Source organism: Olleya sp. KKT75, from assembly GCF_055635485.1.
Map to the genome: position 1 here is coordinate 2,876,922 of NZ_CM145759.1, position 20,167 is coordinate 2,897,088.

The following is a 20,167-nucleotide window of genomic DNA, read 5'->3' on the forward strand; positions in this document are numbered from 1 at the left end:
TATTATCTAACTTGACTTTTCATTACAAAACGATGTAATAGCTTTGGAAAAAAGCGTTTTAAATACACGCCTAAAATCTCCTTTTTTCCAATATAAGCTTCAAATTTTTCTTTTTGAATAGCATGTATCATGCGGTCACAAAACTCAGGAATAGGTAATCCGTTTTCTGTGGCGTCATCTTGGCTGTTTTGTAAACTACCATCGCCAATCAATGCATTTTTTGCAATATTAGTATTTACAAATCCGGGACAGATTAGTGTTACGTTTACATTGTCTTTTTGGTGTTCCATACGTAGTGCATCAAAAAAACCGTGTAAAGCATGTTTTGCACCGCAATATCCAGAACGGTAAGGCGAACTGAATTTACCCATCAAACTAGTTACTACAGCGTAATGTCCAGATTGATTTTTAATAAAATGAGGTAGTAACGCTTTGCTTAAAGCAACAGTCCCTAAATAATCCACTTCCATTAGTTTTTTATCTACACTTATATCCGTATCAATAATCAAGGCGCGTTGGCTAATACCTCCGTTATTAATTAACAAGTCTATTTTTCCATACTGTTTTATAGCTTGGGCTACAACTGGTTTCATATGGTTGTAATCCAATAAATCAAACGGTAGGACTGCAATATTATCTGGATTAGGACACAATTGCTTAAGTTGATTTAAAGTGCTACTGTTTCTTGAAGAAATTATTAATTGACACTCTAACTTAGCTAAGGCTAGAACTAACCCTTTTCCTATTCCGCTAGAGGCGCCAGTAATCCAAACTACTTTATTTTTAAACGTCATGTAATCCTATATTTTTAGGTGAAATTACAAAATTATTTAAGTATTTTTGATTTCCTTATGAAAGCAAGCTACAAGAAACACATTTTAGAATTTAAAAGACCAAGTGGTACCTCTCGAGGTGTTTTAAAAACTAAGGAAACTTGGTTTATTATTATAGAACATGACGGTAAACGTGGTATTGGAGAATGTGGTATTTTAAGAGGTTTAAGTGCAGATGATAGACCTGATTACGAAATGCAATTGCACAACACATGTCAAGAAATAGAAAAAGGGTTAGCGTATTTGTATGCCAAGAATAGAGAATTCCCGAGTATTCAAATAGGACTTGAAATGGCTTTTAAAAGTTTAGAGAGTCAAGCCCCTTTTGTTTTATTTCCTTCAGAATTTACAAGAGGCAGCGCTTCGATTGATATTAATGGTTTGATTTGGATGGGCGATCAGGCTTTTATGAAACAACAAATTGAAGACAAAATAGCGTCGGGATTTAGTTGTATAAAATTAAAAATTGGAGCCATAGATTTTCAAACGGAGTTGGATATTTTAAAGGGTATCAGGCATAATTTCAGCGAAAGCGATATAGAACTACGTGTGGATGCCAATGGGGCGTTTAAATCATCTGAAGCTTTAGAAAAACTAAAACAGTTATCAGACTTTAATTTACACTCTATTGAACAACCTATAAAAGCAGGTCAGTTTTCAGAAATGGCAAAACTTTGCGAGCAAACCCCTTTAGATATTGCTTTAGATGAAGAATTAATTGGTGTGTTTGATGATGCTAAAAAGGAAGCCTTATTACACGCTATTAATCCGCAATACATTATTTTAAAACCTAGTTTTATTGGAGGTTTTAAAGGTAGTGATACATGGATTGCATTAGCCCAAAAACAAAAGATAGGTTGGTGGATTACTAGCGCGCTAGAAAGTAATGTTGGATTAAATGCAATAGCGCAATACACGTATACAAAACAAAGTAATTTACCACAAGGTCTTGGTACTGGCGGTTTATTTACTAATAATATTACATCGCCTTTAGAAGTAGAGCAAGGACGATTACATTACAATAACAATACTAATTGGGATTTTAAATTATAGACTATGGATTTTATAAAACAAGCTTTTAATTTTAAACACGAATTTTGGCGTTACCTAGTAGGGTCTTTAATTATTGCTGTTTTTGCATCATTAGGGCAAATTCCGTTTACAGTTGCAGCTATGCTTAAATATGTGGCAAATGGTGGATCTGCTTATAATATGGACGAAAAACAATTGATGACAATTTTAGAGCCTAATCTAAATTTGTTTTTATTATTACTATCCTTTGCTATTGGTTTTATAGGGTTAATTATTGCTGTTAAATATTTGCATAAACAAACGTTGTTATCTGTAACGACTGCTAGAAATAAAATAGATTGGAAACGTGTTATGTTTTCTTTTTTGTTTTGGGGTGTTATATCTTCAGGAATGATATTGATCGACTATTTAACGACGCCTGAGAGTTATGTTTGGAATTTTGAGTTAGAACGTTTTTTAATTTTAGCTGTTATTGCAGTATTGTTAATACCAATTCAAACAAGTTTAGAAGAGTACATTTTTAGAGGGTATTTAATGCAAGGTTTCGGTACGGTTACAACTAGTAATCAATTTCCTTTTGGATTTATTTTTACGCTGTTGTCTATTCCGATATGCTCTAATATAATCATGATTTATGATCTTGATGTATGGGAAGGTATTGGTGCGATTGGCGCTGTAATTGGAGTTGGTGCTTTAATCTTTGATATTTTAAAAAAGAAAAATGCTTTTGAGTCTGAATTTAATAAAAACTTAGTGACATCTTTAAGAAAAAAATGGGTGCCATTACTTATAACCTCTGTTATTTTTGGAGGTATGCACGTGTTTAATCCTGAAGTTGGTAAGCTAGGTTATGGTGTAATGGTGTATTATATTGGTACAGGTGTATTTTTAGGAGTACTAACGTTAATGGACGACGGGATGGAGTTAGCCTTAGGGTTTCATGCTGCAAATAATTTATTTGGTGCGTTATTGGTTACTGCAGACTGGACTGTATTGCAAACACATTCAGTTTTAAAAGACGTGTCAGAACCAGGAGCAGGTTTTGGAGATGTAATTATACCGGTATTTGTAGTGTTTCCTATATTGCTATTTATTTTTGCGAAAGTCTATAAATGGACCAATTGGAAAGAGAAATTATTCGGAAACATTGAAGCACCATTAAAGGAAAATAGTAACCTTTTAGATTAAGTAATGACACCAACATTTAATAAAGTACATAACCGATTTAAGTTAAACGGGAATAGTTTTTCTTTTGAAGACTTGAAAGAAGTAGCGTATAGTTTTATTAAAGAAGGTGATTTGTTTGAAAAAGAAATCGGTGATTTTTTATCAGATTGGTTAGATGATAATGACTTTATTTTAGTAAAGACATCAGGGTCTACGGGACACCCCAAAACAATTACATTAAGTAAACAAGCCATGGTGCATTCGGCTATTGCTACTGGAGATTTTTTTAAGTTGCAACCTAGTAATACCGCGTTATTGTGTCTTCCGGCAACGTATATAGCGGGTAAGATGATGTTGGTACGTGCTATGATTTTAGGTTTAGAAATAGACTGTGTACAACCAACAACTAATCCGGAATTTAATACTAAAAAGCATTATGATTTTTGTGCTATGATTCCTGCGCAAGCAGAAAAGACAATTCAAAAATTAAGCAATATAAAAACGTTAATTGTAGGAGGTGCTCAAGTGTCTCCCAAATTAAAACAACAGTTTAAAGGTTTAAAAACTAATATTTTTGAAACTTATGGGATGACGGAAACCATTACTCATATTGCGGTAAAACAGATTAATGGTAAAACGACAAACTACTTTAAAACGTTACCAAATATAACCATTAGTCAAAACGATAAGGAGTGCTTGGTTATTGATGCGCCACAATTAAATACAACGCAAATTATAACTAATGATGTTGTAAAACTACATTCTAAAACAACGTTTGAGTGGTTAGGACGTATTGACAATGTTATAAACTCTGGAGGTGTAAAACTGTTTCCGGAACAGATAGAGGCGAAGCTTCAATCTAAAATTGGACCTCGTTTTTTTATAACTTCAGAAAAAGACGAGACGTTTGGAGAGGTCATTGTAATGGTAATTGAAGCGGAAGACAATATGTTAAGTCCTGCTGTTTTTTTAGACCTAACAGCAATACAAACGCCTAAAACTGTATATTCTATTCCCGCTTTCGCGGAAACAACCTCAGGCAAAATAAATAGGTTAAAAACTATGGCGCTTGTTAAATCGTAGGTTTGCCTAATTGAAAAGTAGCGTTCCCTCAATATTGGTTTTGTAATCTTTAGTTTGGTTATAAGTTTGTTTTAATTTTAAAACAACCACCATGAAACTAATCAAACTCTTTTTCTTTTTTATCTCAATACAACTATTTGCGCAAGAAGTACCAAGAATAAAACTTCAAGATTCTACTTTATTAACGTTAAAGCAATTGGATGTTAAAACAGAAGTTGTAGGTAATATTGCTACAACTACTTATAACATGACCTTTTATAATGGTACAGATCGTGTTTTAGAGGGGCAGTTGGCTTTTCCTTTGGGGCAGGGTCAATCTGTGACTAATTTTGCAATGGATGTAAATGGTAAGCTTAGAGATGCTGTAATTGTTACTAAAGAGTTGGGTCGTGTCGCTTATGAGTCTACTATCAGACAAACCATTGATCCTGGATTGTTAGAAATTACTAAAGGAAATAATTATAAAGCAAGAGTATATCCAATACCGGCAAAAGGTTATAAATTATTAAGTATCACATTTGAGCAAGAAATGAATATTAGTAATGGTAAACACTTATATCAGATTCCATTACATTTTTCAGATCCTTTAGACTTTAATCTAGATGTTGTTGTTTATAATGTAAATCAAGAACCGAGGATTATTGGTGATAATCTGTATAAACTTAAATTCAAAGAAGTAGATGGCGTATTAAAAGCATCATCTAAGCAGACTAAAGCTATTGTAAATACGGCTGTTTTGTTAGAGTTTCCTATAGGTAGCACAGAGAGTGTATCCACTTATAACGCATATTTTAATGTTTATAAATCATTTAAGCCGAAAAGTAGGATTAAAGAAAAACCTAGAAATATTACATTGTATTGGGATGCGTCTTATTCTATGAAGTTTAGAGATTTAGAAACCGAAATTAAGCTTTTAGAAGACTATTTTAAATATTTAAAGACGGTTAACGTCAATTTAGTTGTGTTTAGTAATGTAACTCAAACACCAAAATATTTTAGTATTACTAACGGAAATTGGGACTTATTAAAAAAAGAAATTCAGTCCGTAGTGTATGATGGAGGTACATCTTATTTGGATATTAAAAACACGGTAAAAGAGGAGGTTTTATTTTTTAGTGATGGTATGTTTAATTTAGGAGAGTTGCAAAATAAGTTTAACGGTCGTTTGTACACCATAAACACTGTTAAATCTGCCAACCATCAGTTTTTAGAGCACATAGCAAATCAAAATAACGGAAAATATATTAATCTAAATTTCAACAAACCTGATGCTGCTTTACATGCCCTTAAAACGGAATCATTTAAGTTTTTAGGTACTGATAAAAACAAGGCGGTTTCTGAAGTGTATCCGCTACCAAATACAACTGTGAATAGTGATTTTTCAGTATCAGGAAAATTTGATTCTAATACAGAAGTAAAATTAAATTTTGGTTATAATGGTCAAGTTACAGAGCATTTAAAAGTAAACTTAATTAAATCTAGTTTTAATGGATTAGTAAAGCGCTTATGGGCAAAAAAGAAATTGCAAGCATTGAATATAGATAAAGAAAATAATAAAGATGACATTATTAAACTAGCAAAAAAGCATCATTTGATATCTGAATATACGTCGCTAATAATTTTAGATAGAATAGAAGATTATGTCAGGTATAAGATTGAGCCACCATTGGAACTAAAAACAGAATATAAAGCACTTATAGCTAATAATAGTCAAGCTGAAGCTGAAAGACAAGAAGAAATACAAGACAGAAAAGAAGATCTTATTAAAGATTATCAAGATTTAATGGATTGGTATAGCACTAAGTATCCGATCGTAACTAAGATTAAAAAACCAAAATCTTTAAATACAGCAACGGTGACAACAGAAAGTACTACAGTTAACCTGCCAAGTATTCCAGAACCTGAAGTTATGCCTGTTAGAAGTGTGTTACAGGAAACAGAATTAGACTCCAATAGTAGGATAATATCAGGAGTTATAACTGACGAAAACGGACTACCATTGCCAAGTGCTTCAATAATTGTCACAGGAACGTCTAGAGGTGCAACAACAGATTTTGATGGAAATTTTAGCATTAATGCCGACGTTGGAGATAGTATTGCTATTAGCTATGTGGGGTATGTAAGTAAAATGTTTGTTGTTGGTAGTAATACTACTGTTAATAGTACTTTAGAACCGGATAATAATTTAGATGAAGTGGTTGTTACTGCTTACGCTTCTATAACAAGGAAAAGTGTGACAAGTTCAGTTCAAGTTGTTAAATCAGAATCTGTTACGGACGCAGTACAAACATTAAGCGGTAGAGTTGTTGGAGTTAATATAGAAGACGATTCAGTGAAGCCAGGAGGTAGTCCTCAAATAATTATAAGAGGACAAAGTACTATTGGTAACAATACACCGTTGTATGTAATTGATGGAGTAATAGTTTCTGATACTGAATTTAAAAAAATAGATACGGATTCTATTGATAGTCTTACGGTGCTTAAAGATGCTTCAACATCCGCCTTATTTGGAAGTAGGGCTAGTAATGAAGTTATAATAATAAGAACCAAAGCTGGTCTAAAAAATAGACCAGAGGAAATAGAAGAATTAGATAATAAAATTAGGGAAGACATTAATTTTAAACCTTGGTCAGCAGAGAATGATTATATAAAATTGTTAATGGCGCAAACTAGCATTGAAGATGCTTATAAAACGTATTTAAAGCTGAGAGGAAAATACCGCAATACACCATCTTTTTTTATGGATGTCGCAGATTTTTTTGATTCTAAACAAGAAACAAAATTAGCAATTAAAGTGTTGTCTAATTTAGTTGAAATAGATTTGGATAATCATGAAGTAATGCGTGCTCTGGCTTATAAGTTAGAGTATTTTAAACAAGATCAACTGGCACTGCATGTTTATAAAGAAATTTTAAAGTTGAGACCAGAAGAGCCACAATCTACAAGAGATTTAGCTTTAGCTTTTGAACACGTTGGACAGTATCAAAAGGCTTTTGACTTATTATATACATTAATAGACGGACAATTAGTTGAAAAGGATTTAGATGAACGCTTTTATGGAATAGAACACTTAGCATTTATCGAGGCTGGTCATTTGATACAAAAATATAAAGGTCAGATACAATTAACTGAAGTACAGAAAAAACGAATACAGCCAATTAAATTAGACCTGCGTGTTGTTGCAGATTGGAATCATAACGATACTGATTTAGATTTATGGGTAGAAACACCTGAAGAAGTATCGATAAGTTATAAAAAGACCATATCAGATTTTGGAGATCATTTGTCAGAAGATATGACTGAAGGTTATGGACCGGAAGAGTTTATGATTAAAAAAGGACTAAAAGGAACATACGAAATTGAATTAGATTATTTTGCTGACGACGTTCAGAAAATTTCGGGACCAACCACTTTAAAAATTACAATATTCAAGAAATACGGAAGTAAAGAAGAAACGAAAGAGGTTAGAGTTTTTAGATTAGATGCTGAGAAAGATCTATTGGAAATCGGAACAATACAATTTTAAGTTTTAATTGTTACTGGTATTTAAAATAAAAAAGGAGCGCTAAAAGCGTTCCTTTTTTATTTTGTTTTATTCAGTTAGATGAAAGAAACTCATTCTGTTTTTTGGATTTTTATTTAGGAGTTTTTTAGCTTTATTATGTTGCTCTTCAAAAGTGCTTAAATAAGTACCTTTACATATGCCATAATCATAATGATATTTTATAATTTCTATATCAAATGCCGACAGATTAATATTGTCTTGATAACAACCTGAAAAAAAATTTTCACAATCTATTTGATCGTCAAATGTAAAATAACCCAAAGACTGAATAAATAATGATTTAATTTTTTGTAACCTTAAGGTTTCATTAAATAATTTATCCTCTCTTATTTTAATGGCCCCTTTGTAAATTTGACTATTGGCATTTTTCCAGTGGATATATAAATCAGAGTATGTATTGTTGGACATTTTACTTTCATATTCATAACCATTAGAATAATAAATAACATAATTTGAATCTTCTACTTTTTTAACAATATCTAATTTTAAGGAGTCTACTTGATTGATAATATTTTCAGCAAAATGGATAAACTGTTTCTTTGTTTTGTTTGGTATGTTTTTATCAAAAAATAATTTTATGGGTTGTTTCCAATATTTTGACGTTGTAGAATCATTGTAAATATGGTTCTTATGATTAAATCCGATTTTAGTATATTTAGCTAAAAAGGTAGAGTCTTTGTATGTATATGCTACGCTAGTCCCTTTTTTATTCAAGACACTATCTTCTTTTAATAAAATTAAAAAAACACCATCTTTTATTATTAAGTTTAAAGAGTCTTGTTTAGTTAAGGGGGCTTTGTTTTGTATTTGATATTCACTTAAAGGAATATACCTTTTAGTAATTGTTTGCAATCCTTTTTTTTGTCCATAACTAAAATTAAAACAAAAAATTATAAGTAGGCTCTGAAAAATAGTTTTCATTAATTTTTAGATTTTAGTTTTTGAATTTCTTTGAATACTTTATAGTCAACTTTAAAATCATAGATATGAAAATAGTGCATTTTAAGTAACAATATGTCATCCTCATTCAATCGGTCTATAGTTTTTGTTTTAAAATCCAAAACAGAACCATTTGGGGCACCGTAAGTTAGGACACTAAAATTACTTATGGTTATAAAAAACGCCTTTTTTAATTTCGTCATCATATTATCGTCTTCAAATATAGACGGACTTAATGTTAGTAAACAAGCGTAACTATTATGGTTGTTATCATTAAAGTTTATTCTTGATATTTTCTCGAAAATCAAATTTTTTCTTTCTTCTTCAGGGTAGTTTTTTAATATTTTTTGAGATATTCCTTGAAAATTTTTATCAGCTATTTTAATATAGTAATTACTGTCATCAAGTGTGTTAACAAATGATATTGATAAGTTTTTAATTTCTGGTATGTCTTTTATAAAAGCTACAAATTCTTCTTTTAAGTTCTTTTTTAGATTGGGGTCAATATAAATTTTTATAGGTTTTGAAAATTGTTGAATGATGCTGTTTTTTCTAGAAAAAGTTGCATTTATATAATTACTAGTTAAAGATTGATTTAATAAATAATCAAATTGATAAATAAAGTCTAATTTTTCAGGATACACTTTTATATACGTTGAATCTTTTTTAGTGCTATTTGTATTTTCATGATTAGTAGTTATAGTAACTTTTTCTCTCAGATTAAAAGCAAAACTGTTTGTTTGACAAATGCAAAAATTTGATGTAAGAATTATAGCTAATAATAGGTTATTTTTGTTAATTGCTTTCATGTTTTAAATTTATTAAATTAAAAACGTTTCTTAAAAATTAAATCTTCATTTAAATCATAAACACGCCAAGTACTAACTTGTTTGTCTTTTCTGTATTTACCAGAAATTTTAAGAACTCCGTTGGAATAGTAGGATTTATAACGTCCATGTTTTAAACCATCTTTTAATTCAACACTAAATTTGGTGTTTCCGTTAGCGTATTTTTTAGAAAATTGATCAGCAGTTAGATCTGTTGGATATATTTCAGGAATATTAAATACAGTAGTCTGATCAATAGTATCTTTATTAATTAATGAAGATGTATTACTATTTGGTTTGTTTGGTATAGTGGCATCTATAAAAGTATAACTACTTTTTACTTGATCAGGTGCTTGATAGTCTATTACTATTTTACTTTCAAAATAACGTTGTTCTGGTGTTAGTTGTATTCCTATTAATGGAAAACATATCACATAGTCTTTATTTACACTTAACTGTTGTTTAGTGGCATTATCTACAAATTGATAAGCGTTGTTGTATAAGCTAGGTGTATTGATGTAAGCGAAGACGCTAGAGCGTTTATCAAAGCGGTCGTCAAAATTATTAAAAGCTTCAAAATTACTTAATGTTTGTTTGTTAGTATACCCATTGATGATACTCTTTAAGGTGTTAGGCTCATTACTAAAAACAACATAATTATCTATAATGGTGTAGTATGGCTTTTCTATATCTGAAAACAAATCACCTAAAAGAATTTTAAAGAAGCCCTTTATGGACATAAAATTAATAGTATAGCCTTTGTAGTCAACCGCCTTGAATTTAACAGGAGATCGTTTTCTAATTTGTTCTAGAATAAAGTCTAGGTTTTCTTTGGCGTCATCAATGTTATTTGTTTTTATAACTAAGGCAACATCTTTTTTAGAATCTGAAACGTTGGAATGGAGTTGTAGTAAAGCAATCTCATCATCAACCCAACTTATGAAGTGTTTTTTAATGTTTATTTTTAAAAAGTTTTCAATCTGTTCTGTACCGTCCAAATAGCTTTTAAATTGTTCTGGGTTTTCTTTTTGAATGGTCTCAAAATTGTTGTAAAAGTCTTTAAAACTACTAAAACCGAAGCTAAGATATAAAGCAGTTTCTTTTGGAGCAACACGACTTATTGTACGTTTTCCTTTTCCTGATTTTTGAAGTGCTTTTAAATAGGACGACGCTTGATTGTTTGTATTTGTAATTCCGTTAGCAATAATGGTATTATCGTCCAAGTCAAAACTAAAACCACTATACTCAAGACTTTCTTTTAAAACTTGTGTTGTATACCCAGTAGTATTAGAAAAGACCTTAACAAACTGGTCTAGATAGTCATATTGAAAGTATAGCCTAAACATATCATTATACCCGACTTGCTTTTTGACTTCAATAAAATTTAAATCTCTACCAATTTTAGGTTCAGAATACTGATCAATAGAAGCTTCTACTAGAGTATGCGTATATGACGCAATCATTTGGTTTTCTATAAAACTAATATAAAGTGTTTCTCTGTTTTTAACATCGTAAACCTCTGTTATTTGATGGTCATGATATTTACGTTTACTAACCTTATAATTACTATTTATTAATGAGTTTAAATTGTTTTTAAGTAAATTAAGTTTAGATATTTTCTGTAAATCTACAACATAGAAAAACCCATATTTTTTAGGCGCATAAACATGTGCAGATATTAAAATCTCACGATTACCAATACGGTTAAAAGTGCCTTGCTTTTGCTTAAAAATAGTATCTAACTTATTTAAGTTTTTAGCAAGGCTATTAAAATAGGTGTTGGTGTTTAAGTGTTTCCAAATATCACTTTTGCTTATGGCATCCCAGTTGTCTATTGGTTTTTGACTTTCAATAACATAAACCGCATCTTTAGGTACTAGATAGATGGATTGTATGTTGTTGTTATTGTCAAAATAAAACACATAAATTTGGTATAAACCATAACTAATAAATAGTGTTATAAGTATATAAAGTAAACCACGTTTTGTCATGTATCTAAACCTGTAAAACCCCCATGTTAAATTGTTTCTCAATAGGTGCGTGGTTTGCAGCTTCAATACCCATGCTAATCCATGTTCTAGTATCTAAAGGATCAATTACAGCATCAGTCCAAATACGTGCAGCTGCATAGTACGGAGAGACTTGCTCATCGTAACGTGCTTTTATTTTATTAAATAGTTCGTCTTCTTTTTCTTTAGTAATTGTTTCACCTTTCTTTTTAAGTGATGCTGTTTCAATCTGTAATAATACTTTAGCAGCGCTATTTCCACTCATTACAGCAAGCTCTGCACTTGGCCAAGCAGCAATTAATCTAGGATCATACGCTTTTCCGCACATTGCATAATTACCAGCTCCATAACTATTACCTAAAATAATAGTAAACTTTGGCACCACGCTATTACTAACAGCGTTTACCATTTTGGCACCATCTTTTATAATTCCAGAATGTTCGCTTTTACTACCAACCATAAATCCAGTAACATCTTGTAAAAAGACTAAAGGGATTTTTTTCTGATTACAATTAGCAATAAAACGGGTAGATTTATCGGCACTATCATTATAGATAACACCACCAAATTGCATTTCTCCTTTTGCATTTTTAACTAAGGTACGTTGGTTTGCTATGATACCGACAGCCCAACCATCTATTCTAGCGTAAGCAGTTATTATAGATTTACCATAATCGGCTTTGTATTCATCAAACTCAGAGTCGTCAACAAGTCGCTTAATAATCTCTTTCATATCATACTGATCCGCTCTAGATTTAGGCAAAATACCATAAATGTCTTGTGGATCTTCTTTTGGTTTTTTCGACTCATTTCGGCTAAAGCCAGCTTTGTCATAATCACCAATTTTATCAATAATACGTTTAATTTTTTCTAAAGCATCTTTATCATCTGTAGCTTTATAATCTGTTACACCACTAATTTCGCAATGTGTTGTTGCTCCACCTAATGTTTCGTTGTCTATAGATTCTCCAATAGCAGCTTTAACTAAATAGCTACCTGCCAGAAAAATACTTGCAGTTTTATCTACAATAATAGCTTCGTCACTCATAATAGGTAAGTAAGCACCACCAGCAACACAACTTCCCATGATAGCTGAAATTTGTGTAATTCCCATACTACTCATAATTGCATTGTTTCTAAAAATACGACCAAAGTGTTCTTTATCAGGAAATATTTCGTCCTGCATAGGTAAGTATACACCAGCAGAATCTACTAAATAAATAATAGGTAATTTGTTTTCGATTGCAATCTCTTGAGCACGTAAGTTTTTCTTTCCTGTAATAGGAAACCAAGCGCCTGCTTTAACAGTTGCATCATTGGCAACAACTATACATTGTTTACCCTTTATGTAGCCCACTTTTACAACCACACCTCCAGAAGGGCAACCGCCATGTTCTTGGTACATGTTTTCTCCAGCAAAAGCGCCGATCTCTATACTTTTCTTTTTACTATCTAATAGATAATTTACACGTTCTCGGGCAGTCATTTTCCCTTTTGCATGTAATTTTTCTATGCGTTTTTCTCCGCCACCTAGTTTAACTTTAACTAATTTAGACTTAAGGTCAGAAAGTAATAGCTTATTGTGATCTTCGTTTTTATTGAAGTTTATGTCCATTGCAATTGTTTTATTTGAGGTAAAAATACAAAAGATAATAGTGTAATGAAACTACTATTTTCTAATTATAACAAGTATTATGCTATAATCCATAATTTACAGCTTATAATTAGCATTTTTTTTGTTTCATCTGTAATACAACACAAGGAATTAGTTTCCATGTAATATATATTAATTTATTTTGTATATTTGTAATCTATAAAATTAGATACATGAAAAAATTAATAGCATTTGGAGCAAGTAACAGCTCAACATCAATAAATAAACAATTAGCAACTTACGCAGCGTCTTTAGTACCAAATACAACAGTAACGGTTTTAGATCTTAACGACTTTGAAGTACCTGTTTATGGAGTAGACTTAGAGCAAGCTTCTGGTTTTCCTGAAAAGGCACAATTATTTTTTGATAAGCTTAAAGCAACTGACGGAATTATTATATCCTTAGCAGAGCATAATGGAGCGTATACCGCAGCTTTTAAAAATTTATTAGATTGGATGTCTAGGATAGACGTAAAAGTGTTTCAGGATAAACCAATGTTGTTAATGAGTACGTCTCCGGGTGCAAGAGCAGGACAGTCAGTGTTTGACATGGCAAAAGATAGATTTCCAAGACATAATGCTAACATTGTTGCCACTTATAACTTCCCATCGTTTAATGATAATTTTAAGGAAGGAAGTGTTATTGATACTGATCTTAATAAGGTATTAGTGCATGAAATTGCTAAATTTTCTGACAGTTTATAACAGCTAATAACACCAATGATCATGGCTAATTTCGCAGAAGAGATAAATTCAAAATTCGATAATAACAGGATAAAGGCAATGCTTAATATTCTGTATACAGCAAATTACATTACAAGTCATCAAAACGATTTTTTTAAACCTTTTGGGGTGTCGCCACAACAGTATAATATTTTAAGAATATTGCGTGGCGCAAAACAACCTATAAAAGTGCAAACCATAAAAGAAAGAATGGTAGAGCGCGCACCAAATCTAACACGTTTGACAGATAAGTTATGTGATAAAAAACTAATTAAACGGATTCCTTTTCCTGGAGATCGCAGAGTTGTTTTAATTGAAATAACAAAAGATGGATTAGATCTTTTAAACGAAATCATGCCTAATAATCCATTACATCATTTATTGGATTCGTTATCTAACGAGGAAGCGGGTCAGCTAAGTGATTTATTAGATAAAATGCGTGACAATAACGACGCATAAATTACGGTATTGATTACTAAAATAAATATTAAAACAAAATGAAAACAGTTATACACCAAGCATCAGATCGTGGTTTTGCAAATCATGGTTGGTTACAAGCAAATCATAGTTTTAGTTTTGCTCAGTTTTATGACCCAAATAAAATGCAATTTGGAGCGTTACGTGTATTAAACGACGATGTCATAGCACCTAGTATGGGATTTAGTACACATCCTCATGATAATATGGAGATTATTACTATCCCTTTAAAAGGTACACTTAAGCACAAAGACTCTATGGGTAATGCATGGCAAACCATAGAAGCAGGAGAAGTACAAGTCATGAGTGCAGGGACAGGCTTGTTACATTCTGAGATGAATGCTAAAACGGATGAGTATTTAAGCTTATTTCAAATTTGGGTGATACCCAATAAGCAAAATGTAGCACCACGTTACGATCAACGCTTTTTTAACGCAGAAGATAGGCAAGGTAAGTTACAAACCTTAGTAACATCTATAGATAATGAAGAGGATGGTTTAAAAATTCATCAAGACGCTAAGTTGTCCAGAATAGATTTAGAAGCCAATCAAAGCTTTAAGTATCATGCAAAAAGTGATAACCACGGAACCTACGTTATGGTTATGTCTGGAGGTGTAACTATAGATGATAATGTATTACAAACTAGAGATGCTATAGGAGTTACTGAGACAGATAATTTTGAAATAAAAACAAATACAAATACGCAATTACTTTTTATAGAAGTACCAATGTCATAGCTTCAAATTAAGCGATATCAAAAAAGCATCCTAAATAGGGTGCTTTTTTTGTTGAAATAAACGATATTTGTAATTCACATTTTACTAAAAATAGATTATGGCAATGAATAAAAATACTGTGTTAGCTTGGGCTACCACAATAATGATAATAGTAGGATTAGCATTAATCGCATTAGGCGCCTTTAGATACGATGATGTAGCAGGTTGGGGTTTTGCAGCTGTTGGTGTCGGTTTTTTTGCTGTGGCTTGGGTGTTTAACGCACTTAAGGGAAGAGTATAATCAAATTAATAATTAAAACATTACAATAAATGTCTGACGATAAAAAAGTAATTTTCTCAATGTCTGGTTTGACCAAGACATTTCAAAGTGCACAAACACCTGTACTTAAAAATATATATTTAAGTTTCTTTTACGGAGCAAAAATTGGAATCTTAGGTCTTAACGGTTCTGGTAAATCTACTTTACTTAAAATTATTGCTGGAGTTGATAAAAATTATCAAGGAGACGTAGTTTTTTCTCCAGGATATTCTGTTGGTTACTTAGAACAAGAACCAGAATTGGATAATGACAAAACAGTAATGGAAATTGTACGTGAAGGTGCAGCAGAAACCGTTGCTATTTTAGATGAATACAATAAAATTAACGATCAGTTTGGTTTAGAGGAAGTATACTCTGATGCAGATAAGATGGAAAAACTAATGAATCGTCAAGCTGAGCTTCAAGATCAAATTGATGCTTCTAACGCTTGGGAGTTAGATACCAAATTAGAAATTGCTATGGATGCGTTACGTACTCCGGATGGTGATAAAAAGATTGGTGTATTATCTGGAGGTGAAAGACGTCGTGTTGCTTTATGTCGTTTATTACTTCAAGAGCCAGATGTATTATTACTTGATGAGCCAACCAACCACTTGGATGCAGAATCTGTACATTGGTTAGAGCATCACTTAGCACAATATAAAGGAACAGTAATTGCTGTAACGCACGATAGATACTTTTTAGATAACGTAGCAGGATGGATTTTAGAACTAGATAGAGGAGAAGGTATCCCATGGAAAGGGAACTACTCATCTTGGTTAGATCAAAAATCTAAGCGTATGGCTCAAGAAAGTAAAACAGCGTCTAAGCGTCAAAAGACTTTAGAGCGTGAGTTAGAATGGGTTAAGCAAGGCGCTAAAGGGCGTCAAACAAAGCAAAAAGCACGTTTGAAAAACTATGACAAGTTAATGAGTCAAGATCAGAAACAACTGGACGAAAAACTTGAGATTTACATTCCTAATGGACCACGTTTAGGAACCAATGTTATTGAAGCAGTTGGTGTAAGTAAAGCGTTTGATGATAAATTATTATACGAAGATCTAAACTTTAGTTTACCTCAAGCAGGTATAGTTGGTATTATTGGTCCTAACGGAGCAGGTAAGACCACTATTTTTAGAATGATTATGGGAGAAGAAACTCCTGATAAAGGTGAGTTTAAAACAGGAGAAACTGCAAAGGTCTCTTATGTCGATCAAGCACACTCAAATATAGATCCTGAAAAAACAATTTGGCAAAACTTTAGTGATGAGCAAGAGTTGGTTATGATGGGTGGAAAAGAAGTAAATTCTAGAGCCTATTTAAGTCGTTTTAATTTCTCAGGAGGAGAGCAAAACAAAAAGGTAAAACTATTGTCTGGTGGAGAGCGTAACCGTTTACACTTAGCAATGACACTTAAGGAAGAAGGTAACGTATTACTTTTAGATGAGCCTACCAATGATTTAGATGTAAATACATTACGTGCATTGGAAGAAGGTTTAGAAAGCTTTGCAGGATGTGCAGTAGTGATTTCTCACGACAGATGGTTTTTAGATAGAGTGTGTACTCATATCTTAGCATTTGAAGGAGATTCTCAAGTGTATTTCTTTGAAGGTGGATTTAGTGAGTATGAAGAAAATAAGAAGAGTCGTTTAGGTGGAGATTTAATGCCAAAACGTATTAAGTATAAAAAATTAGTAAGATAAGTTTATTGATTTTTAAGCATAAAAAAAGCAGACTAATTAGTCTGCTTTTTTTTATGTCTTATTTTTATTGATATAAATGACCGTCCGTAAAATCGTTGTAATCATTACTGTTATTTTGTTTATTCAATAACGCTTCTATTTTTTTGTTTTCTTCATCAAGCGCAATTTGGTTTTTCCTCATTTTTATTTTTTGTGAACCTAATAATGCGCAAAAAATAACAAATACAAAACCAAATAGCAGAGTAATAAATAACGTGCTCATATTTTAATTATAAATTTTTAAGTCTTTTAATCTCTTCCTTAAGTTGGTTTACTCTATATAGGTTTAGCGTAAGTAAAGAAATCACTGTAACTAATGCAATAGACAAAATTGTAATTATTTTTTCATTATGTAATGTTGCTGATGTTTCTTCTATACTTTGTAAAATAAATAATACTTTAGGTGTCATAAATTGTTAATTTGGGGATATATTCATCCCAAATATAATAATTAATTTTTAGGATACCAATCTAACTGTATAACCTCAATTTCAGAATTACCAGCGTTAACTAAAGTTTTAAATTTAGCAACATCACTTAATCCCTCTGTTCCTCTGTAATGATAAGGATACACTTGTTTAGGTTTAAAATCTAATACTGCACTAGCTGCACTTTCTACTGTCATGGTGTAAGGTAAGTTCATGCAAACAAAAGCTTTGTCTATGCTTGTAAGCTGTCTCATTTCAGGGATGTCTTCTGTATCTCCAGAGATGTAAATACGTTCTTCACCAATAGTTAGTACATATCCATTTCCACGTCCTTTAGCATGAAATTTTAAAGCTTCCTCACGCAAATTGTACATAGGTATTGCTTGTATAGTAACCGTATTAACCATTGCAATGTCATCATTAGCCATAACTTTAATAGTTGGCTTAAAATCTTCAGGAAACTTATCTACTACCGCTTGAGGAGCAACTAATAATGCGTTTTTTAAATCTAATGCTTTTAAAGTCTCAATATCAAAGTGATCACCATGTATATCTGTAACTAAAACTAAAGTTGGTTGTTTTTGATCTTCAAAAGCTTCTTTTCCACCAGTTGGATCTACGTAAATAGTTTCGTTAGCATAATTTAAAACCAATGTAGCATGCGTAATTGGTATAATTTCTAAGCTGTTTTTAACAGCTGAGGTTGTTGGTTTTTCAGCTTTAGCGGTATCAGTTTTCTCTTGATTTTTACAACTAGTTAGTAATAAGGTTAATGTAAGTAAGGTAAATAATAGTCTTTTCATTTTTAGATTTTTGTTTTAAAGATACTTGTTTTTTAATTCTTGATAATAATCTGTAACATTTTAATAACAATTAATACTTATAATATGAGCAATAAATATTTTCTTAACTAATATTTTTTAACGAAATTGCTTACATAAATTTTATCCAACCTTAAAAACAAGAATATATATGTCTGATGATTTTGATTTATTAGAAACAAACTCTAATGAAAAAACCGAAAAAGTAGATGTCAATTGGGGAAAAGCAATTGATACCATGAAGTCTAAGTTAGCGCAAGAGGACGATCCAGAAAGTCGTCAAAAAATCTTAAACGCAACTTTGGATGATGTTGTTGGTATGGCAGAGAAAGATCGTACAACGCTTTTAGATGCTATTAAAGATTTAACAGACTACCAAGATGAGGTTGGTATCTTGTTTGAGCGTTTTTCATCTTTAAACGCAAAAGAACAAAAAGTTATTGACGATGCTCAAAAAGCATTAGAGCGTTCAAAAATCGAATTAGAAGACGCACAAAATAAGCCTGACACATGGTGGAATAACCTATGGGGACGTAAAAGCAAAATCAAAGCAGCAGAAAAAGCTTTAGAAGCATCAGAAAAAGTACGTGCAGGAGCAGACAACAAAGCAAAAGCAATGTTTCAAGAGCGTATAGAGAGTGCAGACATCCAAACACTATTAAGTGAGTTGTCATACAAATCTCAAGCAGCAGTAACACGTCTTAAAAATCGTGAGGTAGAAATTAAAGAAGTAGAAGATAAGCTACAAGTAGCTATCGTAGAAGCCTCTAAAAACCACACTAAAGCCTTAGAGAAAAAAGCAGAAACAGAAGCTAAATTAGAGACACAATATGCTGCATTAAAGCAGGCACGTCAAGCATTAGAAGAAGTTGCAGATAAACAATCACCACAGTACTCTGAGGCATTATCTCAAGTCACTAAATTAGAACAAGAGATAGAAGAGTTAGAAGGACTTAAAAACGCCTACACAACACTTGCAGCATCTAAAGACAGTTTTGTACACAAGCATAATTTAACTATTAAAGTATTAACGTCTTTACGTAGTAACTTACAAACGCACCGTGCTAAATTAAAGTCGGATACAGAAGAGCGTTTAAAGTATTACGACGGTTATGTCGTGGCTTTAAAAGCACGTACAGATCAAGAATTTGCTGCTATTTTAGAGCATTTAGGAGTTAAAACGGACGAGCATATTGGAGAGACATTAGCATCAATGCATACAGCAAGTGCTAAAGCACGTCAAGAAATGATGGATAATATCCCAGTTCACGAAAAAGTTATGCAAGGTGTATACCGTAGTTATGCAGAGGCTTTGCATGAGATTAGAGCAAAAGATGTGGATATTCAAAAGAATTTTGCAGACCGTTACGGAATTGACATGAAAGAGATTTTTGAAGAGTATTACAACTCAGATAATACAACACCTTCAGGAGATGATGCACCAGCAGGAGCACCAAAACCAGAAGCATCAAACGACGATTTATTGTCTTAAAATTAATAGAGCGTTACCTACTTTAGCTTTTAAGGGCTAAAGTAGGTCAGGCTTTACGTTATATCTTTTGCAAAAAAGCAAAAGGATGCCACTTCAATCCTTAACGCGCTTACTCAGGTGTTAAAGTGTAGATCAATAAAATAAATATTTATAAATATGACTAAACAGTTAAGATTAGTAATTGCAATTATAATCATAATAGGTTTTGTTTTAAATGGTATCTACATCCTAAAAATCAGTAATACACTTGCAAGCCAAATAATAGGTTGGTCAAATATTATCTTTTTTGGAGGATTTTTTCTTTGGGCTTTTTTTAAATATAAAAACAATAAAAAAAAGGT

At 31.8% G+C, this 20,167-nt stretch carries 17 protein-coding genes; 10 read left to right on the forward strand and 7 right to left on the reverse strand.

Features of this window, described 5'->3' with window-relative positions; all coding sequences use genetic code 11:
- Positions 1 to 2: 2 nt before the first annotated feature.
- Positions 3 to 794, reverse strand: a complete 792-nt coding sequence (locus ACZ2G2_RS12895) for an SDR family oxidoreductase (RefSeq protein ID WP_470392535.1) — start codon at positions 792 to 794, stop codon at positions 3 to 5.
- Between the two features lie 57 nt (positions 795 to 851).
- On the opposite strand from ACZ2G2_RS12895, the gene ACZ2G2_RS12900 reads away from it, so the two are divergent.
- From ACZ2G2_RS12900 to ACZ2G2_RS12915, 4 genes are all read left to right on the forward strand, one after another.
- The gene (locus ACZ2G2_RS12900) at positions 852 to 1,886 is read left to right on the forward strand and encodes an o-succinylbenzoate synthase (RefSeq protein ID WP_470392537.1); all 1,035 of its coding nucleotides are present in this window, start codon (positions 852 to 854) and stop codon (positions 1,884 to 1,886) included.
- A gap of 3 nt (positions 1,887 to 1,889) precedes the next feature.
- Entirely contained in the window at positions 1,890 to 3,053 is a 1,164-nt protein-coding gene (locus ACZ2G2_RS12905) for a CPBP family glutamic-type intramembrane protease (protein WP_470392539.1), read from the forward strand.
- A 3-nt stretch (positions 3,054 to 3,056) separates the two neighbouring features.
- The gene (locus ACZ2G2_RS12910) at positions 3,057 to 4,115 is read left to right on the forward strand and encodes an AMP-binding protein (RefSeq protein ID WP_470392541.1); all 1,059 of its coding nucleotides are present in this window, start codon (positions 3,057 to 3,059) and stop codon (positions 4,113 to 4,115) included.
- Between the two features lie 91 nt (positions 4,116 to 4,206).
- Positions 4,207 to 7,641, forward strand: coding sequence for a VIT domain-containing protein (locus ACZ2G2_RS12915; RefSeq protein WP_470392543.1), 3,435 nt, complete (start codon positions 4,207 to 4,209; stop codon positions 7,639 to 7,641).
- Positions 7,642 to 7,707: 66 nt separating this feature from the next.
- Here ACZ2G2_RS12915 and ACZ2G2_RS12920 read toward each other — a convergent pair whose 3' ends face one another.
- The 4 genes from ACZ2G2_RS12920 to ACZ2G2_RS12935 form a co-directional block, all read right to left on the reverse strand.
- On the reverse strand, positions 7,708 to 8,532 hold the full coding sequence (locus ACZ2G2_RS12920; protein WP_470392545.1) for a hypothetical protein: 825 nt from the start codon (positions 8,530 to 8,532) through the stop codon (positions 7,708 to 7,710).
- A gap of 68 nt (positions 8,533 to 8,600) precedes the next feature.
- Entirely contained in the window at positions 8,601 to 9,428 is an 828-nt protein-coding gene (locus ACZ2G2_RS12925; RefSeq protein WP_470392547.1) for a hypothetical protein, read from the reverse strand.
- Positions 9,429 to 9,445: 17 nt separating this feature from the next.
- On the reverse strand, positions 9,446 to 11,479 hold the full coding sequence (locus ACZ2G2_RS12930; protein WP_470392549.1) for a DUF3352 domain-containing protein: 2,034 nt from the start codon (positions 11,477 to 11,479) through the stop codon (positions 9,446 to 9,448).
- On the reverse strand, positions 11,442 to 13,070 hold the full coding sequence (locus ACZ2G2_RS12935) for an acyl-CoA carboxylase subunit beta (RefSeq protein WP_470392551.1): 1,629 nt from the start codon (positions 13,068 to 13,070) through the stop codon (positions 11,442 to 11,444). The genes ACZ2G2_RS12930 and ACZ2G2_RS12935 overlap by 38 nt, the downstream gene beginning before the upstream one ends.
- Before the next feature lie 212 nt (positions 13,071 to 13,282).
- On the opposite strand from ACZ2G2_RS12935, the gene ACZ2G2_RS12940 reads away from it, so the two are divergent.
- From ACZ2G2_RS12940 to ettA, 5 genes are all read left to right on the forward strand, one after another.
- Positions 13,283 to 13,813 (forward strand): NADPH-dependent FMN reductase, encoded by a 531-nt coding sequence (locus ACZ2G2_RS12940; RefSeq protein ID WP_470392553.1) that lies wholly within the window; start codon positions 13,283 to 13,285, stop codon positions 13,811 to 13,813.
- 21 nt (positions 13,814 to 13,834) lie between these two features.
- Positions 13,835 to 14,290 carry a MarR family winged helix-turn-helix transcriptional regulator gene (locus tag ACZ2G2_RS12945; protein WP_282068004.1) on the forward strand — a complete coding sequence of 152 codons (456 nt, stop codon included), beginning with the start codon at positions 13,835 to 13,837 and terminating at the stop codon, positions 14,288 to 14,290.
- 38 nt (positions 14,291 to 14,328) lie between these two features.
- Positions 14,329 to 15,045, forward strand: coding sequence for a pirin family protein (locus ACZ2G2_RS12950; protein ID WP_470392556.1), 717 nt, complete (start codon positions 14,329 to 14,331; stop codon positions 15,043 to 15,045).
- A 97-nt stretch (positions 15,046 to 15,142) separates the two neighbouring features.
- Entirely contained in the window at positions 15,143 to 15,325 is a 183-nt protein-coding gene (locus tag ACZ2G2_RS12955; RefSeq protein WP_028281998.1) for a CAL67264 family membrane protein, read from the forward strand.
- A 29-nt stretch (positions 15,326 to 15,354) separates the two neighbouring features.
- Positions 15,355 to 17,046: an energy-dependent translational throttle protein EttA gene (gene ettA, locus ACZ2G2_RS12960; protein WP_090838469.1), complete on the forward strand. Its 1,692-nt coding sequence runs from the start codon at positions 15,355 to 15,357 to the stop codon at positions 17,044 to 17,046.
- A 269-nt stretch (positions 17,047 to 17,315) separates the two neighbouring features.
- On the opposite strand, the gene ACZ2G2_RS12965 is transcribed toward ettA, so the two are convergent.
- Complete coding sequence (locus tag ACZ2G2_RS12965) at positions 17,316 to 17,495, reverse strand: hypothetical protein (RefSeq protein WP_470392558.1); 180 nt, start codon at positions 17,493 to 17,495, stop codon at positions 17,316 to 17,318.
- 41 nt (positions 17,496 to 17,536) lie between these two features.
- Entirely contained in the window at positions 17,537 to 18,316 is a 780-nt protein-coding gene (locus ACZ2G2_RS12970; RefSeq protein WP_470392560.1) for an MBL fold metallo-hydrolase, read from the reverse strand.
- 169 nt (positions 18,317 to 18,485) lie between these two features.
- On the opposite strand from ACZ2G2_RS12970, the gene ACZ2G2_RS12975 reads away from it, so the two are divergent.
- Entirely contained in the window at positions 18,486 to 19,826 is a 1,341-nt protein-coding gene (locus tag ACZ2G2_RS12975; protein WP_090838461.1) for a coiled-coil domain-containing protein, read from the forward strand.
- Positions 19,827 to 20,167: the final 341 nt, after the last annotated feature.

Bases quoted from the DNA above. Each gene is read 5' to 3' on its own strand.
- ACZ2G2_RS12900 (WP_470392537.1), top strand. From the start codon at position 852: ATGAAAGCAAGCTACAAGAAACACATTTTAGAATTTAAAAGACCAAGT.
- ACZ2G2_RS12970 (WP_470392560.1), bottom strand. From the start codon at position 18,316: ATGAAAAGACTATTATTTACCTTACTTACATTAACCTTATTACTAACT.
- ACZ2G2_RS12910 (WP_470392541.1), top strand. From the start codon at position 3,057: ATGACACCAACATTTAATAAAGTACATAACCGATTTAAGTTAAACGGG.
- ACZ2G2_RS12940 (WP_470392553.1), top strand. From the start codon at position 13,283: ATGAAAAAATTAATAGCATTTGGAGCAAGTAACAGCTCAACATCAATA.
- ettA (WP_090838469.1), top strand. From the start codon at position 15,355: ATGTCTGACGATAAAAAAGTAATTTTCTCAATGTCTGGTTTGACCAAG.
- ACZ2G2_RS12915 (WP_470392543.1), top strand. From the start codon at position 4,207: ATGAAACTAATCAAACTCTTTTTCTTTTTTATCTCAATACAACTATTT.
- ACZ2G2_RS12975 (WP_090838461.1), top strand. From the start codon at position 18,486: ATGTCTGATGATTTTGATTTATTAGAAACAAACTCTAATGAAAAAACC.
- ACZ2G2_RS12950 (WP_470392556.1), top strand. From the start codon at position 14,329: ATGAAAACAGTTATACACCAAGCATCAGATCGTGGTTTTGCAAATCAT.
- ACZ2G2_RS12905 (WP_470392539.1), top strand. From the start codon at position 1,890: ATGGATTTTATAAAACAAGCTTTTAATTTTAAACACGAATTTTGGCGT.
- ACZ2G2_RS12965 (WP_470392558.1), bottom strand. From the start codon at position 17,495: ATGACACCTAAAGTATTATTTATTTTACAAAGTATAGAAGAAACATCA.
- ACZ2G2_RS12935 (WP_470392551.1), bottom strand. From the start codon at position 13,070: ATGGACATAAACTTCAATAAAAACGAAGATCACAATAAGCTATTACTT.
- ACZ2G2_RS12945 (WP_282068004.1), top strand. From the start codon at position 13,835: ATGGCTAATTTCGCAGAAGAGATAAATTCAAAATTCGATAATAACAGG.
- ACZ2G2_RS12955 (WP_028281998.1), top strand. From the start codon at position 15,143: ATGGCAATGAATAAAAATACTGTGTTAGCTTGGGCTACCACAATAATG.
- ACZ2G2_RS12895 (WP_470392535.1), bottom strand. From the start codon at position 794: ATGACGTTTAAAAATAAAGTAGTTTGGATTACTGGCGCCTCTAGCGGA.
- ACZ2G2_RS12925 (WP_470392547.1), bottom strand. From the start codon at position 9,428: ATGAAAGCAATTAACAAAAATAACCTATTATTAGCTATAATTCTTACA.